Source organism: Noviherbaspirillum pedocola (assembly GCF_016632335.1).
In the GTDB taxonomy this organism is placed as follows: Bacteria; Pseudomonadota; Gammaproteobacteria; order Burkholderiales; family Burkholderiaceae_D; genus Noviherbaspirillum_A; species Noviherbaspirillum_A pedocola.
In genome coordinates, this window is record NZ_JAEPBG010000001.1 from 25,200 (window position 1) to 39,715 (window position 14,516).

Genomic DNA, 14,516 nt, shown 5'->3' on the forward strand with positions numbered 1-14,516 from the left:
ACATGCCGGCCAGCGAATCAACAGAAGTTCAGGTCAAATGCGGAGTCGGAGCGTCTGAAGGTAGGGCGGGTCTGTTCCGGATGACAGAGGAATGTTGCCCTTCTTGGCGGCGAGGACAAGCGGGACAACCGACAAGGGGGCCGGCATGACAGAGGTGGTGGCAAGCGGCCCCAAGGCGGGCGTCGTCGCCAGATGCTCGAGCGCCAGCTGGACGCCGATTTGCTGTTCAGCGCAAAGGACGGGTTCCTTCTTGTCCATTTCTGCGCAGGGCATCCCTGCCATGGCCATCTCTTCCACCGGCGCCGGTGTCAGCCGCGGGCAAGCGTAGGCAGCCATCGCGATTCCGTTGACCAGGACGGTCATGACCAAGAAGCACGCTACCAGGCGACAGAACGATGAAAAGGACCGGTGCATCGAGTTAGAGAGATATCGGACGTGCGTAGTGTAGGGACATTTTGCAAACTGGTCTAATACTCTACTCTCTCCCTCGGTGAGAGGGTCAAGCGGCCCACGTCGCTGGGCCGAACCTCATCACGAATTTGCTCCCGAACCAAGACAGGTATGGGAGGTTGGCATGGATATGCGGTGAGGACCCTCGGAAGCAGAAGTAACAATCGACAAGGTTTTTCCTTCCCACTGGAATGCCCATGGGAGGGAAATTACCGCATCACGCAGAAAAAGGGGACGTCACAGATATTTCGAATGTCAAAATGTCAAGTCCTGCCGACCTCGAATTCATTGGTGCTGTTGACATACCCCAACCCTAGTTCCCATCCCTAGTTGATAAACTGTACATGCGTACGGCCTTATCGAACTATGCAGGTAGCAATCATCAGGGCAATGAAAGATGGTATCGCGCTTACAAAGAGTGAACTACTTAAAGCTCCGCGCCACCAAGGGCAATTGCTACTTGAGGACTGGCCGGAAACGAATCTTTTTGGACTTCTCGTCTGCCGGGCTCGACTTATTTTCAAACCTTCAAAAAGTAGAAGATATCGACGTGGTCGCACTACTCTACGAGCCTCAACCCGTCAAAGTTGGCGACGACCGTCTCACGTTCGTTGGGCATAAGGAGCATGCCGTTGATGTGACAGCACGGCAGGTCAGGCAGGTTTGGCTCATGAAGCCATACGACTGATGCCATCCGACTTCCTTGCTCTACTGCGGAACGGCGGACGGCATTTGTGTTTTCCAGATGCAAACCAAGGAATGGTTGCTACTGTAGTGACAGAACCTGGACTTCAAAAGTCAGCGTCGCATTCGAAGGGATAACGCCAGGAATTCCACGCTCACCATATGCAGTCGCCGCAGGACAAGTCAGCTTCGCTTTGCCGCCGACATTGACGTGCTGAATGCCTTGAGTCCAACAAGGTACCACCCGATTCAACGGGAAAGTCGCGGGTTGTCCGCGCTTATACGAACTGTCGAATTCCGTACCATCAGCCAGCGTGCCACGATAGTTCACTACGACGGTATCCGTAGCTTTGGGCGAGGCACCAGTGCCTGCCTTGATAGTCTCGATAACTACGCCCGACGGCAGCGTTTCTTTTGCAGGCGCCGCCGCGAAAGATGAAGTGGCAGCAAGAACTAAAGCAAGACCGAAAAAGGAACACTTCATGCGACTATTCCTTTTTGGTTAGGCAACTCGATACTGCTCTTTATCCTGTCCGTGCAGCCAACCGGGCATGCGACCACGGCCAGACCAAGTATTACCTTGGTCGTCACGAAACTGCACTTTGCCATTTGCTTTACTTTTGGCACCGGCTTTTCCGCCGCCACCGCGCTTCTTGGAGTCAGCGAGGTCTTCAATAGACAAGCCGTAATCCGCCATCAAGGTCTTGATTTGGTCGACGGCTCCCTGCACCTCTTTTGCGCGCGCTTCTTCCGCAGCGCGTTGCAGTTCAGCGATTTGATTTTGAATCTCTTTGTACGTTGCCATCTTTCACTCCTCGGTTGAAAAATTACACTGTTCGCATATTCTTTTTTTCACCATCAGCAAATCAGTATTGTCTACTTTGGTAAAAATGCAAACCTATAAACCCGCGCGAAGCTTAATGCATTTATTGAAATGGGTCTAGGTCCTCTTTAGCTTTTGAGCAAAGGATGTGTAAAAAGTTGCGAGTTGTTTGCCCACCCCGAAAATGCATCAATTTTTAGAACTTTTTCTCGACTTCTGAATCGCTTATAAACAGTTTTAAAACCTTGCGGGCAATGACCATTTAGACCCTTGGCCCCTTGTTGTTGTGGCTGCTTTTTAACTCGTTGGATGTAATTGCGTTACTGGGTGAGAGCGAACGCTTTGTTCATCTAAATGAAGCGGCAGTTGAGATTTTGGGATACCAGCCACAGAAACTACTCGGCAGACACTATGCCGACTTACTGTATCCTGTGGAACCGTAAGGAGCTCTAAAAGGCGATGCGCAGCTGTCACTGCACCGACAAAACCTCGACCTTGAACGTCAGTTGCGCATTCGTTGGAATCACCCTCCGGATGCCGTGGGCATCATAGGCCGTCGCCGCCGCGCGGGTAAGCTTCGCTATACCAACAATTTTGAAACAGAGCTAACGTGCTATGAGCACAGCGATTTTTGGGATACGGCTGGCGCGACTGTTCCACCACAAGTCAGCGCAGTGCTGAATGGCGTCAGGACACAAGAACTGCAAAACTTCGATGACGCCAGCAACCAAGCAATTTCTTAATTGGTGCTGTGCACTATTTTTTCCCATATGCAAATAGTTACGGGTCCCCGGCAAGAATACCGGGGACGGAATCAATCTGCTTCATTGCGTAAAGACGACCCCATATCCGGCGGAATCACATTCTTGACCACCCACCATTCGAAGCATATCGGATACTTTCGATGCAATATTATTTTCCACCACCTGGCATTCAGTTACTGCGTCTAAGTATATTTTACGTTGCTTTTCCAAAGCACGCCCAATGCTCTTCAAAAGTTTATTGGCATTGGCTTGAGGACCAATGAGCTCTAAATGTCCCAACATATCGACGAGCTTTTGAGTGATTTCGTATGCCTCCTCTTTCTGTCGCAGTCGTTCGCGGGTATAGTGAACTTTATCAAGCGCTTTCCTGAAGTGAAAATGCGTAATATCTAGCATGGCTGCAGCGTCCGTATTCTTGTAAAGCGTATTCATTTCCAATTTCCTTAGGGTGTTTTATAAAGTCGAAGAGAGAAGCACCCCTCTCCTCTTCTGTATAGCAAGGAATTACAAAAAAATTATACGTTTTCGAAATTTTTCGGAAAATTTTTTAACGTTACAATTCCCCGTCAATGTTTCAAAAAAGATAGCTACAATTTTCGCGACCATAAGCGGTAATCCGTCGCCTTGTCGTCTGCCACTCTCTGCAGGGGAAGGTTGGTGTCTGTGCGCCACTCCGACACCGCATAAACCATGCTTGAGCCGCTTTTTTACCTTTGCCAGCATAGTGGGGCAAAGGCCGACGCGGCGGCGTCGGTCAGAGTGGAATCGGAGAACCTGACGTAGACGGTCTTAGGGCAATGGTAGTAGCACTCATGGTCTGCCTCCTGCACAGGGAGGTTAAGGTCTAGTCGAAACGGTTGGATAGGCTGGCGAGCAGGGCCAAGATTGCGCGATGTTTTGGGCTGCCGGTGCGCACACGGCCCAATACTCGGTCGGCGACACCCCACGAGGAATTCGAGCGCGTGAATTCCTCGGCAAATACCAAATGCCGCGTATCGAGGGCGCCGTTCTCCGTTAGCGGAAAGACGCGAATGACGCCGTGCTTATGCCAGCCAGCCGAAGTCCAGACAATCAGGTAGCCCAAGCGGTGCTTTGCCAGCAGCGCTTGGAACGCTTTCACGCTATCGGCGGCGGGCTCGCACACCTGTACTTCTCGCTGAGCGGATTCCATGTCGGCCTCCTTAGATGCAACTGGCGAAGATGGCGGCGGCCCGCATTTGCTCGTTTGCATTCAAGCTGTTGAGTTCTGACAGTTGCTCGGGGTTAATCGACACCGAGGTCAAGTGGTCTCCCATCCTGCAAAACATCGTCGTCTCGTTATAGGAATACTCAACGCGGACGAGCGGCTTTCCGGTGAAATAGGGCTGGAACTTGTAGGTTTTCATAATCAATATTCCGTTAAAAGGTTCAGGGTCGGGCCTTTTTCTGCGGCAGCGATAACTTGTAAAACGAGTGAAAGCGCGACAACCCGCTGAAAAGCCCATTGGCGACACTCCCTCCTCGATATTTATTAGTGACTCGAAGGAAATTTCCGTTGCAATAACATATTTTCATAAAGAAACAGCTTCTTATGCTGGAATAGTATTTACAAAGCGAAGCGCCGGATGTGGAGAAAATCGTTCATAACGGAGAACTCGGACATGTCAGTGCGCTGGTTTTTGTTTCATCGTGTTAATATTTTGTTTTATCCAAGATGAAGGAATCATTGTGAGCAAGGGCCTGAATCGCAGCACTGTTTCTCTGTCATACGCGCTGACAAAAGATATCGCCGGCAATCTGCTGACCGGCAACGACCATCGCGCGATGATTTACCTAAAAGCGTTGAATAAGTCGCTCGAGGCACTATTGGAGAAGCTGGACGCCGGTAACGATGTCCGTGCAGAGCGCAAGCTGGAAGCTACCCTCCGCACCATCAGGCAGGAAATGGACGAAGCACACGCTGCGGTCCCACACGATGAGACTTCCATGGGTACAAGCCTGCAGCAGTGGGAAGAGCGCGGCTTCAGCATGTCCGACTTCGCCCAGCCGCTCGACGCCGACGTAATGGCAGAAGTCTTGGCACAGAACGGCATTGAGATTGTCGACGGCAAGCTGGTCAGGACCGGAAAGGCGATGGGCGAGGCGTAAAGGCCGCGGCGCTATGCGGTGTATTCCCTTTGTCGCCAGTTTCGCTATACGAGACAGGCAAACACACAAAGGGAGTGAACTTTGCAAGCGTTCTATGATTTCTTGGCGAACCGCGCTTTCACTGAAGGCATCGCCGCGTACAAGGCGAATCAGCCACGGCATGCCCCCGCACACTTGGGCACGTTTTCCGGGTACTGGGTAGAAGGTTGGGACCAAGCAGCATTGGAGGCCTATAAGAAGGACCTAATAGAGAGTTGATTCGAGCCCCTCGCAAGAGGGGCTTTTCTTTGGCATGTGTGAATCACTAGGTCACCAGCTTACAAGGTTGGCCAAGAAGCTCAGGCTAGTCGAAGTCCGGCATCGGCCGGATTAGCAGCGTCGGCATCTGTGCGACCGTCATTGAAATCCTCAAGGGCAATACGCCCGGTCTTGCAGGATAAAGGCTCGATGCGCTGCGTGAATCCCACAAGGCAAGCCATGCACTTTGATTTGTGGGACCTCGGTCTCCTTCTTTTTTCCTAGCTATCAAACATGCTGCTGCCGCAACTGCTACTGAAGTTGTCGTCCATGAAGCTACCACTTCCGAAGGTGTCATCGTAGGTTGGAAAGCCACTACCCCACGCGTTGCCCGCCACATCCGGCGAGCCAATGCCGGCGATAGTGGGTAGTCCCGTTCCAGGATTGATAGCCGTCTCCGGAAACGTGTTGTCGTCACATATGCTGCTACTGGTCCCGTCGTAAGTGCCCCAAGTGGTCCCAGCTAAGTCGGGGGTACCCACACCGCCAACAGTGGGCAGGCCTGTACTTGGGTTGATGACTGTCTGCGAACTCCTGAACCCGTCGCAATTGCTGGGGGCGTTCATCGCTGCAGCGAACTCCGCCAAGAAGGTGCCAACTTTGCCGAGGATGTCCATTTCACCTCCGCTCGCTGTTGATTCAGACAGCTTAGCACCAAATAATGTAGGTATCCACTTTGTGAGTAGGGGCTTTAAAAGAACAAGTTTTTTGGAGGCTTAGCCGGAAAGGAAAAGCAGCAAATGAACACATTCGTAATTGCGCTTAGCGCTGGCGTTCTCGGTTTTGCTTTAGGTCGCCTTTGGAATCTTCAGGCGATTAGAGATTTTCTGGGGGACACGGAACGCGCGCCAAGAGTGCTCGCAAACGTCGCGATGGCTCTCATGACCATTGGCATGGTAGTTGTAGTCTTAGCCGTTATTTTCTTGAAGTAGCCAACTGGGAGCTTCGGCCTCCCCTTTTCGTGCGACGAGTCTGGAAAGCTTTTGCAGAGGTGTCTGCTAACGGTGTTGGCCAAGGATGCATCGCCAGGGCGCCTTCTTGGCGGAGCGTGGCCGGGTTCCGGGAAATCCAGACGGGGCGAAATTCCGGGCTATTTCGCGCGCTATGCCGTGCTCCTAGCCCTCTGACCGGCGCCGACGTCGGTCAGCCCACCGGTAGTAGAGCCACTGACCTACGCCGCCGACGCCGAGGACGAAGTAGGTGATTCCGAGCCCTCGAAGCTCGTGCGCCAGATGTGCCCAGGTCGCTTCGTGCACGTGCTGCACGATGTTTGCCCAGCCCTCCGCTAGCGTCATGTCATCCACCGCCCCGGCGGCTGAACCACGCCAGGCTGCGCACTCGGCCTACGGCGAAGCCGACGACCGCTGCAGCTGCAATCAGCACAATTGTTTCCATACGCTCATCGTGAAACTTATGCGATAGCGAGACGAGCAGCACCACTACGTCGACGGCGAACAAGACAGCGACTACTTTCAGCACTGTATCGCCGTGCGCTACGAACCGCTCTAGCGGCGTCTTTGGTTCGTCTTCCATGCCTGCCCCCTTTGGTTGAGATTATGACAAGGACTGGTGGCTTGGGTTCAGGTGACCGTTTTTGGGCAAAGTCCCAGAAGTCGTACAAAAACGGTCACCTGAAATGGAAGTGACCACCCTTGGAGGTGGCCACTTCTTTCTAGCAAGCCTTTTTGGAACGGCTATCGCGAAGTGTGGGGTTTTATAGGCTGGATTTTTATTCACCCCTCAATGCACCATGCAGAGCTTAATCATCGGCGCGACGCACCCCGTCGAAGAACGCGGGCGAGACCTCCAGCCGCAGCTCGCCGTGGTTTGCTAGTATCTTCTGCGCGAGCTCTGGCGATACCTCTTCGCTGAAATCAAAGAGGTATGAATACACCAGCCCGTCATCGCTCTCGTTGACAATGGGCTCGATGTCAACTAACTCCTCGGCTTCGGCCACCTCCAGGCCCAGTGCATCGGCCAGTGCTTCGGCCAGCGTGCGGGGCGGCTGCTGGGGGACCTCATCGTCGCCCCAGCCGTAGTCGAGTCCTGCCTCCAGCACTTCGAAACGCGGTGCGGCAAAGCAGACGCGGCCCTTGGCTTCCAGCCAGAGCGCAACCTGCACCGGAATACGATGTCCGCTATAGGGGCGCTCGGTATCGATGTCCATCGACACATGCCCGCCAAAACTCAGGTCGAGTTCTTCGCCCGGCGGCGGTAGCTCCGCCAAGTGAAACTCCTCGATGGGTAAATACACTTCACCAATGCCGTCGTTATCCGTCTGGTTCATCGCGCTGTTCACGTCATCGTCACGGAGCACCGCGTCTTCCACCAGGCGGAGCAGGTATTCGTCGACCGCGAATTCCGAATCGTGAAACTTCGCGCCGGGCAGGCAGTGGCCGATGGCCGAAACTATCAAGGGCAGCCAGAGCGCGCCGTCCTGTGGCAACCCAGCTGATGCGCCCGCAGGGATATCCGGTCACCGTCTAGCACATAGTGGTTCGGCCCGTCGAAGGTCGTCTGCGTTTCGGCAGAGGCTTGGTAAGCCGCTAGCGAGTCATAGCCCAATGCGGCGGCGACGAGCTGCTGCGCGTAGCTCACGGATACTGGTGTAAGGGCAGCGCGGCTGGCGTTGCGAAGGACAAACGCTATCGTCGAAAAAATGGTCACCATCACGAATCTCCATGTTCGTGCGCGGGCACTCGAGCGCTTATCTGACCGCGCGATGGAAAAATCACGTGGTGGTTACGGCAGGTATTGCAGATAACAGGAGGGGGAGTATTGATTGAGTCGCTCGAAACTCGGCCGGACCGGGGCGCTGCGGTTATTCTACTTAAATTCCGCGCGGCGCGGCAATGCACTTTTCGGCAGTGATGTAGACCAAACTATCTTTCCCGTACACTTACGTGAGGTTGCACAACGCACTGGGCTCAACGTCGCGTTTCTTGCGGGAAGGCGCTCCGAGATTGGCAGCGTGCCATGTCTAGGGATTGACCCTGCTTCTGTTTCGTTGGGTGGTTGCGTCTTACGTTGCAATATAGCAATATATTCTTATATTTCCATCTGGTAACATTGTCTTTTTACTGCCAAAACCAGAGGAACTGTGTGATTAATAAAGATACCGCAGCAACACTTGTTGCTTATGCACGCGCTGTAGAGAAATATGGAAAAGCAAGCGACAAAGAAAGGCGTGATGCCGTTACAGAAGAGAATCGCCGACGCGCTTGGGTTCTACTCAAGGTATTGAAAGGCTACTGTGAGCACTTAGAACAGTCTGATTTCTACAGTCTTCTGTCTGAGATGTCCGCCAAAACGCCAAAAGACCGTGAACGCTGCGGGAGAATTGCGCAAAGAGAACAGTTCGAACTGGCCTTGACCATCGCAGAGTTTAATAAGCGCTATGGCGAATTCGAAAAGACGCCGGCACGTGCTGTTGCAAAGCAGCCTGAGGACGAGTCATTACTCGACGCTCTAAGAAAACCGACGGCTAAGCAAGCCACCACCAAGAAGGCCGATGCTAAGAAACCAGTAGCCAAGAAGGCCACCTCCAAGAAAGTCGTAGCTAAGAAGGCCGTCGCAAAGAAGACGGCTTTTAAGAAAGCTGCCTGAGCGGAGTTCCTCTGCCAGGCATCCTTGGCCAACCGCGCATCGACAAGTTGGCCAGGACATCACCGCCTTTTAGGCAGGCTGGGCAGCGAGCCCAGCCTGTTTTGCTTCTGCTTCAGCAACCAAGGCTTCCGCCCTTGCTTGGTCAGCGTATTCGAGCTTTTTCTTCTCTTCGTAATCCAGCGTGGCCTCGGGCAGAAAGCCAGTCCCGGCGGTCTCCCTCTTCGTATACATCACGAACTGCCTAGCCGTAGCTTCGACCGCTTCTCTGAATGTGCGCTCTGATGTGCGGACATACAGCTCGGTAATCTCTGTCTCCCGGTTCTTCGGTGCTTGAGAGTGAGTCAGAAGGCGCTGCACTGTAAGCAAGTCTTTTGTAGCCGCATATGCGATGGAGCCGAAGGTTTTGCGGAGGTCGTGGTCCGACAGCTTGATGCCCGCGTGCTTCTCCAGCTTTTCATGCGTTCCGCGGACAGAGCACAGCGGGTATCCAGGATACTGCGGCGATTCAAGAATCCACTCTGCGCCAGGTTCACGAATCTCCAGCCGTGGCACGATGACGCGCTCCCAGAGAAAATCGCAAATCGGGTAGTCGAACGCTATCTTTGACTTGTTCCCTATGTCGACGGCCTCAACATGGTACGTGTGCCTTCTCATGTCGAGCCTTGCCCAGGCCAGACTGCCGAGCAGGCTCGCTCGAAATCCGGTGAGCAGGCCAAAAAGGATGTAGTCACGTTGGGCTGGGCCGGCGCGCGTCATCAGGGCTTGGTAATAGTCCGGCATCAGTTCGAGCGACACATGCCTTTCTCGTTTCTTAGGCTTCTGGACAATCCTTTCTTTTTTCCTTGCCAAGCGTTCGAGGTCCTCACAGGGGTTAGTCTCAATGAGGTTTTCCTTGATGAAGTAGCTGTAGACGTTCCTGGCTAGACTGTGCGCTGCTAGCGCTGCAATTGGCCCATTCTTTTCTACAAGTTCGGCGTACAGGTCAAACCACTCCCAGTTCGTGATTTCCTCCATAGGGCGGTTGTGGAATTTTTCCACGTTTTTCCACCGGGAGTCATAGCCGACTACTGTTATCTTCGACCAGCCCACTTTGTTTTCAAGGATGAACCTCTGATATGCCTCATTCATCGTAAGCGACGGCGCGATGCCCTTCTTGATATCGCTGACCCTCTTCTTTTCGAAGGCTACCCGCTGGCGGGCGATGTCCGATGCCGCAGCGAAGTCGATTTCATCGTAGCGGCCGATGGTCGGGCGCTGGTCTTTGCCGTGCTCATCACGCCAGCGCGCCAGGTACTCTTTTTGAAACGACCCGTCTTTCTTACGGCCGCCGATGCGGATGCCGAAGCCCTCTTGGCTGGACGACCAATAATCCCCTTTGAACGCAGGAGGTATCATCTTGGCCACATCAGATTTTGTTTTGAAGTTTGCCATGCCGGCCTCCCAAATTTTTCCACGTCAGTTTAAACCTGTTTTAAATTTTTTCCACGACTTTTCCACTAAAATGCTGGTGCTGGGCGTCGCACCTGGAAAATTTCCACGAGGGAAAAATCCTTTGTTTAGTTCAGTTTTCTCGAATACCTCCTCTATAGGAAGAGAACTTTAATGAAATTGCACGACGCGGATTTTCCAGGGAAACAAACGATAAAAAACGACGTGGAAAAACATACCCCTATGATGCAGCAGTATCTGCGTCTGAAAGCCGATCATCCGCAGACCCTGCTGTTCTACCGCATGGGCGATTTCTATGAGCTTTTCTATGAAGACGCGGAAAAGGCGCATCGGCTGCTGGGCATTACGCTGACGCAGCGTGGCAGCTCAAATGGCGCGCCGGTGAAAATGGCTGGCGTGCCCTTCCATTCCGTCGATCAGCATCTGGCGCGCCTGGTGCGCATGGGTGAATCGGTTGCGATTTGCGAACAAATTGGCGACCCGGCCAACAGCAAGGGGCCAGTTGAACGCAAGGTCGTACGCATCGTCACGCCCGGCACCCTGACCGAATCTGAACTGCTGCCGGACAAGGCCGAACGCCCGCTGCTCGCGCTGTGCCGGCAAACGCAGCGCAAGACCGTGGTCATCGGATTGGCGTGGCTGTCGATGGCAGCCGGCGCGCTGCGGGTCATGGAAATTTCGGGTGATGCGACAACCGTCGATGCGCGCTTGCGGCAGGAACTGGATCGCATCGCGCCCGCTGAAATCCTGATCGGCGAGGATTGCGCGCAGGACGAGGGCTGGCCGCTGCGTGCCGCAACGCTGCCCGCCTGGCATTTCGATGGGCAGGCCGGATCCAAGGCGCTCCTGACCCAGCTATCCACCGCGACGCTCTCCGGTTATGGCGCCGAAGGCTTGTCCGCGGCATTGGGCGCTGCCGGAGCGCTGCTGCGTTATGCGCAATCCACGCAAAGCCAAAGCCTGCAGCATGTGCGCACGCTGACGGTGGAACGCGAGCAGGAATACATCGGCCTGGATGCTTCCACCCGGCGCAACCTCGAACTGACTGAATCGCTGCGTAGCCAGGATGCCGGGCCGACGCTGTTTTCCCTGCTCGACCATTGCCGCACCACGATGGGTTCGCGGCTGTTGCGGCACTGGCTGCATCATCCGCGCCGCGACCGGCGTGTGGCGATGTCCAGAAATGCGGCAATACAGCTGATCATCGATGCAGAAAGTGCTGACACTCTCGGCCAGGTGCTTGCTGAAGTGCCGGATATCGAACGCATAACCACGCGCGTGGCGCTGCTGTCCGCGCGTCCGCGCGATCTGGCTGCGCTGCGTCGCGGACTGCAGCAATTACCGGCCCTGTGCGAGCAGATCAGCCGCAGTACCGGCAATGCCGAAGGCTCGATGCTGGTGCGCATACGCGCCGCGCTCGCCACGCCCGACGAATGTCTGGACCTGCTCGAACGCGCGATCCAGCCCGAGCCGGCCGCGCTGGTGCGCGAAGGCGGCGTGATCGCCACGGGTTTCGATGCCGAACTGGATGAGCTGCGCGGTCTGTCCCAGAACGCCGGACAGTTTCTGCTCGATCTGGAGACCCGCGAACGCGCGCGTACCGGCATTGCAAATTTGCGGGTCGAATACAACAAGGTGCACGGCTTTTATATCGAAGTCACCAATGGCCAGACCGACAAGGTACCGGACGACTATCGGCGCCGGCAAACGCTGAAGAACGCGGAACGCTACATCACGCCGGAATTGAAAGCCTTTGAAGACAAGGCGCTGTCCGCGCAGGAGCGCGCCCTGGCACGGGAGAAGAGCCTGTACGACGAGGTATTGCGCGCACTGGCGCCGCATATCGCCGTGCTGCAACGCATCGCGCATGCGATCGCTGCGGTCGATACGCTGACCGCGCTGGCGGTGCATGCGCAGCGTCATGGCTGGTGCGCGCCGCGCCTGGTGGAAGAATCGGTGCTCGACATCGAAGCCGGGCGCCATCCGGTGGTCGAAAACACGATAGAGCGCTTCATTCCGAATGACTGCCGGCTCAATGATGAGCGTCGTCTGCTGCTGATCACCGGCCCGAACATGGGCGGCAAATCCACCTTCATGCGGCAGGTGGCGCTGATCACGCTGCTGGCGTATGTCGGCAGCTTTGTGCCGGCGACTTCGGCGACCATCGGACCGATCGATCGCATCTTCACCCGCATCGGCGCAGCGGACGATCTTGCCGGCGGCCGTTCGACCTTCATGGTCGAGATGACCGAATCGGCGGCGATCCTGAATGGCGCGACCGAGCAATCACTGGTGTTGATGGATGAAGTCGGCCGCGGCACTTCGACTTTCGATGGACTGGCGCTGGCCTGGGCAATTGCGCGTCACCTGGTGGACGCGACACGCAGTTTCACGCTGTTCGCTACCCACTACTTCGAATTGACGCAGCTGCCGGAAAACCATCCGACCGCAGTGAATGTGCATTTGTCGGCGGTCGAGCACAAGGACAACATCGTCTTCCTGCACGCAGTGCAGCCTGGTCCGGCGTCGCAGAGTTACGGCCTGCAGGTGGCGCAGCTGGCTGGCGTGCCGCAGACGGTGATACGCGCCGCGCGCAAGCATCTCGCGGAACTGGAAGCGCATTCGCTGCAGGCTTCGCCGCAGTTCGATCTGTTTGCCGCACCGGCCGAGACCGAGACTGCCAGTGAGCCGGAAGCGGACACCCAAGCACAGCTCGACCATCCCCTGACCGACGCACTGAACGATATCGACCCCGACACGCTGACGCCGCGGCAGGCGCTCGATGCGCTGTACCGGCTCAAGGCAATTCTGGCGCAGCACGCATGAGGCGCCCTGCGCGCATTCTGCTTCTGCTCCTGGCCGCAATGCAGGCCAGCGCCTGGGCTGGCGATACTGGTTTTGACTTTGCGGTCATCGGCCATGCCTTCCGCAAACGTTCGGATGAAGCGGCATTGTCCCGGGCCATTGAAGAAACCGATGCGGACAATCTCGGCTTTGTTGTCGTCAATGGCATCAAGTCGCCATCCGAGGCTTGCAGCGATGACTTGTATGAGCGGCGGCGCCAATTGCTGGCAAAGGCCAAGAATGGCCTGGTGCTGTCCCTGTCCGCCAGCGACTGGGCCGAGTGCCGGCATCCGGACGGACGATCGGCCGCCATCGAACGTCTGGCCAGGTTTCGGGAATTGTTCTTCGAGGACGACGCCAGCCTGGGCAACACCCGCATCCCGCTGATGCGGGAATCGACGACATCGAAATTCCGCAGCTATGCGGAGAATGCGCGCTGGGAAATCGGCAGCATCGGGTTCGCCACCGTCAATCTGCCAGCCGACAACAATCACTATCTGTTCGCAGCCGGGCGCAACAGCGAGTTCGAGGATAGGCTGATCGCGAACCGCTACTGGCTGCATCGGGTGTTCTATGCCGCCGCGCGTCAGAAGATGGCCGGCATTGTGCTGTTCTGCGATGCCAATCCAATGGCGTCTCCGCAGAATGTGCGGCGCGATGGCTACCTCGAAGTACGCCGCCAGATCCAGACACTGGCAGCGCATTATCCCGGGCGGGTGTTGCTGGTGCACGGCCGTATCGAGCCAGGCGCGGGTGCGATCGTCTGGTCAGGAAATCTCGGTACGCTGGGCGTGGGCGCGGGCTGGGTGAAGGTCATGGTCCAGCCAGCCGCTTCGGATTTGTTCCGCCTAACACGCGCCGAGCACGGCGCGCGTTAGGTTTCGCCGCCTGAAATTGCCGGCTTACTGCAGCGGTACGGTGCGGAACTGATCGCCTTCGTCACCGAAGTCGTCATCGTCGCCATGATGATGGCCGTGCGCGCCATGTACGTGGCCATGCGCGACTTCCTCGGGCGTTGCCGCACGCACATCCACGAGGTCCAGATCAAAGCGCAGCGCCATGCCGGCCAGTGGGTGATTGCCATCCAGGACGACCTTGTCGTCAGCGATATCGGTGACGGTGAAAATCATCGCTTCCCCATCCGAGCCGTTGTCGGGCACGCCTTCGAATTGCATGCCGACCTGCGTATCGGCCGGGAAGCGATTGCGCGGCTCAACCTTGACCAGGTCGGCATCGTATTCGCCAAAGGCTTCCTCGGGCTCGACCTGGATGCGGGTTTTGTAACCCGGCTGCTGGCCGTCAAGGGCACGCTCGATGGCCGGAAGCGTGTTCTCGTAACCGCCATGCAGATACACCATGGGTTCGCTGCTTTCCTCGATCAAGTTGCCCTGTGCATCCGAGAGCTTGTAGTTGACGGTAACAACAGTGTCTTTGGCGGTTTGCATGGCACTTCCTTTCAGTTGATGTGAGCG

Annotated in this window: 17 protein-coding genes; 6 read left to right on the plus strand and 11 right to left on the minus strand. The window is 55.8% G+C overall.

Translation table 11 applies throughout. The annotated features are described in order from the left end of the window. Window positions 1-33 precede the first annotated feature (33 nt). The 3 genes from JJB74_RS00140 to JJB74_RS00150 all read right to left on the minus strand — a co-directional run bounded on the left by JJB74_RS00140 (window position 34) and on the right by JJB74_RS00150 (window position 1,939). Window positions 34-363: a hypothetical protein gene (locus JJB74_RS00140; RefSeq protein ID WP_234483761.1), complete on the minus strand. Its 330-nt coding sequence runs from the start codon at window positions 361-363 to the stop codon at window positions 34-36. Window positions 364-1,216: 853 nt separating this feature from the next. Continuing rightward, window positions 1,217-1,618, minus strand: coding sequence for an FKBP-type peptidyl-prolyl cis-trans isomerase (locus JJB74_RS00145; RefSeq protein ID WP_200589455.1), 402 nt, complete (start codon window positions 1,616-1,618; stop codon window positions 1,217-1,219). A gap of 18 nt (window positions 1,619-1,636) precedes the next feature. Beyond that, window positions 1,637-1,939, minus strand: a complete 303-nt coding sequence (locus tag JJB74_RS00150) for an H-NS histone family protein (protein ID WP_200589456.1) — start codon at window positions 1,937-1,939, stop codon at window positions 1,637-1,639. 323 nt (window positions 1,940-2,262) lie between these two features. On the opposite strand from JJB74_RS00150, the gene JJB74_RS34120 reads away from it, so the two are divergent. After that, complete coding sequence (locus tag JJB74_RS34120; RefSeq protein WP_407672268.1) at window positions 2,263-2,400, plus strand: PAS domain-containing protein; 138 nt, start codon at window positions 2,263-2,265, stop codon at window positions 2,398-2,400. A gap of 381 nt (window positions 2,401-2,781) precedes the next feature. Here JJB74_RS34120 and JJB74_RS00160 read toward each other — a convergent pair whose 3' ends face one another. From JJB74_RS00160 to JJB74_RS00170, 3 genes are all read right to left on the minus strand, one after another. Next, window positions 2,782-3,153, minus strand: a complete 372-nt coding sequence (locus tag JJB74_RS00160) for a hypothetical protein (protein ID WP_200589458.1) — start codon at window positions 3,151-3,153, stop codon at window positions 2,782-2,784. A gap of 412 nt (window positions 3,154-3,565) precedes the next feature. Next, window positions 3,566-3,892: a hypothetical protein gene (locus tag JJB74_RS00165; protein WP_200589459.1), complete on the minus strand. Its 327-nt coding sequence runs from the start codon at window positions 3,890-3,892 to the stop codon at window positions 3,566-3,568. 10 nt (window positions 3,893-3,902) lie between these two features. After that, entirely contained in the window at window positions 3,903-4,106 is a 204-nt protein-coding gene (locus tag JJB74_RS00170) for a hypothetical protein (protein WP_200589461.1), read from the minus strand. Window positions 4,107-4,428: 322 nt separating this feature from the next. On the opposite strand from JJB74_RS00170, the gene JJB74_RS00175 reads away from it, so the two are divergent. After that, window positions 4,429-4,848, plus strand: a complete 420-nt coding sequence (locus JJB74_RS00175) for a hypothetical protein (protein WP_200589462.1) — start codon at window positions 4,429-4,431, stop codon at window positions 4,846-4,848. Window positions 4,849-5,366: 518 nt separating this feature from the next. Here the strand turns inward: JJB74_RS00175 and JJB74_RS00180 are convergent. Then, on the minus strand, window positions 5,367-5,762 hold the full coding sequence (locus tag JJB74_RS00180; protein ID WP_200589464.1) for a hypothetical protein: 396 nt from the start codon (window positions 5,760-5,762) through the stop codon (window positions 5,367-5,369). Window positions 5,763-5,885: 123 nt separating this feature from the next. Here JJB74_RS00180 and JJB74_RS00185 point away from each other — a divergent pair, with 123 nt between their 5' ends. Then, on the plus strand, window positions 5,886-6,077 hold the full coding sequence (locus JJB74_RS00185) for a hypothetical protein (protein WP_200589466.1): 192 nt from the start codon (window positions 5,886-5,888) through the stop codon (window positions 6,075-6,077). 364 nt (window positions 6,078-6,441) lie between these two features. Here the strand turns inward: JJB74_RS00185 and JJB74_RS00190 are convergent, their stop codons facing one another. Both JJB74_RS00190 and JJB74_RS00195 read right to left on the minus strand, forming a co-directional pair. Beyond that, on the minus strand, window positions 6,442-6,678 hold the full coding sequence (locus tag JJB74_RS00190; RefSeq protein WP_200589468.1) for a hypothetical protein: 237 nt from the start codon (window positions 6,676-6,678) through the stop codon (window positions 6,442-6,444). A 226-nt stretch (window positions 6,679-6,904) separates the two neighbouring features. Next, on the minus strand, window positions 6,905-7,591 hold the full coding sequence (locus JJB74_RS00195; protein WP_200589470.1) for a hypothetical protein: 687 nt from the start codon (window positions 7,589-7,591) through the stop codon (window positions 6,905-6,907). Window positions 7,592-8,247: 656 nt separating this feature from the next. Between JJB74_RS00195 and JJB74_RS00200 the strand changes: the two genes are divergently transcribed. Next, window positions 8,248-8,751 carry a hypothetical protein gene (locus tag JJB74_RS00200; protein ID WP_200589472.1) on the plus strand — a complete coding sequence of 168 codons (504 nt, stop codon included), beginning with the start codon at window positions 8,248-8,250 and terminating at the stop codon, window positions 8,749-8,751. Between the two features lie 69 nt (window positions 8,752-8,820). Here the strand turns inward: JJB74_RS00200 and JJB74_RS00205 are convergent, their stop codons facing one another. After that, entirely contained in the window at window positions 8,821-10,182 is a 1,362-nt protein-coding gene (locus JJB74_RS00205; RefSeq protein WP_200589474.1) for a tyrosine-type recombinase/integrase, read from the minus strand. Between the two features lie 240 nt (window positions 10,183-10,422). Here JJB74_RS00205 and mutS point away from each other — a divergent pair, with 240 nt between their 5' ends. Both mutS and JJB74_RS00215 read left to right on the plus strand, forming a co-directional pair. Further along, window positions 10,423-13,026 (plus strand): DNA mismatch repair protein MutS, encoded by a 2,604-nt coding sequence (gene mutS / locus JJB74_RS00210; RefSeq protein WP_200589475.1) that lies wholly within the window; start codon window positions 10,423-10,425, stop codon window positions 13,024-13,026. Then, the gene (locus tag JJB74_RS00215) at window positions 13,023-13,922 is read left to right on the plus strand and encodes a hypothetical protein (protein ID WP_200589476.1); all 900 of its coding nucleotides are present in this window, start codon (window positions 13,023-13,025) and stop codon (window positions 13,920-13,922) included. The genes mutS and JJB74_RS00215 overlap by 4 nt, the downstream gene beginning before the upstream one ends. Before the next feature lie 24 nt (window positions 13,923-13,946). Here JJB74_RS00215 and JJB74_RS00220 read toward each other — a convergent pair whose 3' ends face one another. Further along, window positions 13,947-14,489 (minus strand): FKBP-type peptidyl-prolyl cis-trans isomerase, encoded by a 543-nt coding sequence (locus JJB74_RS00220; RefSeq protein ID WP_200589477.1) that lies wholly within the window; start codon window positions 14,487-14,489, stop codon window positions 13,947-13,949. Window positions 14,490-14,516: the final 27 nt, after the last annotated feature.

Coding starts and splice junctions, on each gene's coding strand:
- JJB74_RS00180 (WP_200589464.1), bottom strand. CDS start 5,762: ATGGACATCCTCGGCAAAGTTGGCACCTTCTTGGCGGAGTTCGCTGCA.
- JJB74_RS00145 (WP_200589455.1), bottom strand. CDS start 1,618: ATGAAGTGTTCCTTTTTCGGTCTTGCTTTAGTTCTTGCTGCCACTTCA.
- JJB74_RS00220 (WP_200589477.1), bottom strand. CDS start 14,489: ATGCAAACCGCCAAAGACACTGTTGTTACCGTCAACTACAAGCTCTCG.
- JJB74_RS00140 (WP_234483761.1), bottom strand. CDS start 363: ATGACCGTCCTGGTCAACGGAATCGCGATGGCTGCCTACGCTTGCCCG.
- JJB74_RS00165 (WP_200589459.1), bottom strand. CDS start 3,892: ATGGAATCCGCTCAGCGAGAAGTACAGGTGTGCGAGCCCGCCGCCGAT.
- JJB74_RS00170 (WP_200589461.1), bottom strand. CDS start 4,106: ATGAAAACCTACAAGTTCCAGCCCTATTTCACCGGAAAGCCGCTCGTC.
- JJB74_RS00160 (WP_200589458.1), bottom strand. CDS start 3,153: ATGAATACGCTTTACAAGAATACGGACGCTGCAGCCATGCTAGATATT.
- JJB74_RS00205 (WP_200589474.1), bottom strand. CDS start 10,182: ATGGCAAACTTCAAAACAAAATCTGATGTGGCCAAGATGATACCTCCT.
- JJB74_RS00190 (WP_200589468.1), bottom strand. CDS start 6,678: ATGGAAGACGAACCAAAGACGCCGCTAGAGCGGTTCGTAGCGCACGGC.
- JJB74_RS00215 (WP_200589476.1), top strand. CDS start 13,023: ATGAGGCGCCCTGCGCGCATTCTGCTTCTGCTCCTGGCCGCAATGCAG.
- JJB74_RS00150 (WP_200589456.1), bottom strand. CDS start 1,939: ATGGCAACGTACAAAGAGATTCAAAATCAAATCGCTGAACTGCAACGC.
- mutS (WP_200589475.1), top strand. CDS start 10,423: ATGATGCAGCAGTATCTGCGTCTGAAAGCCGATCATCCGCAGACCCTG.
- JJB74_RS00185 (WP_200589466.1), top strand. CDS start 5,886: ATGAACACATTCGTAATTGCGCTTAGCGCTGGCGTTCTCGGTTTTGCT.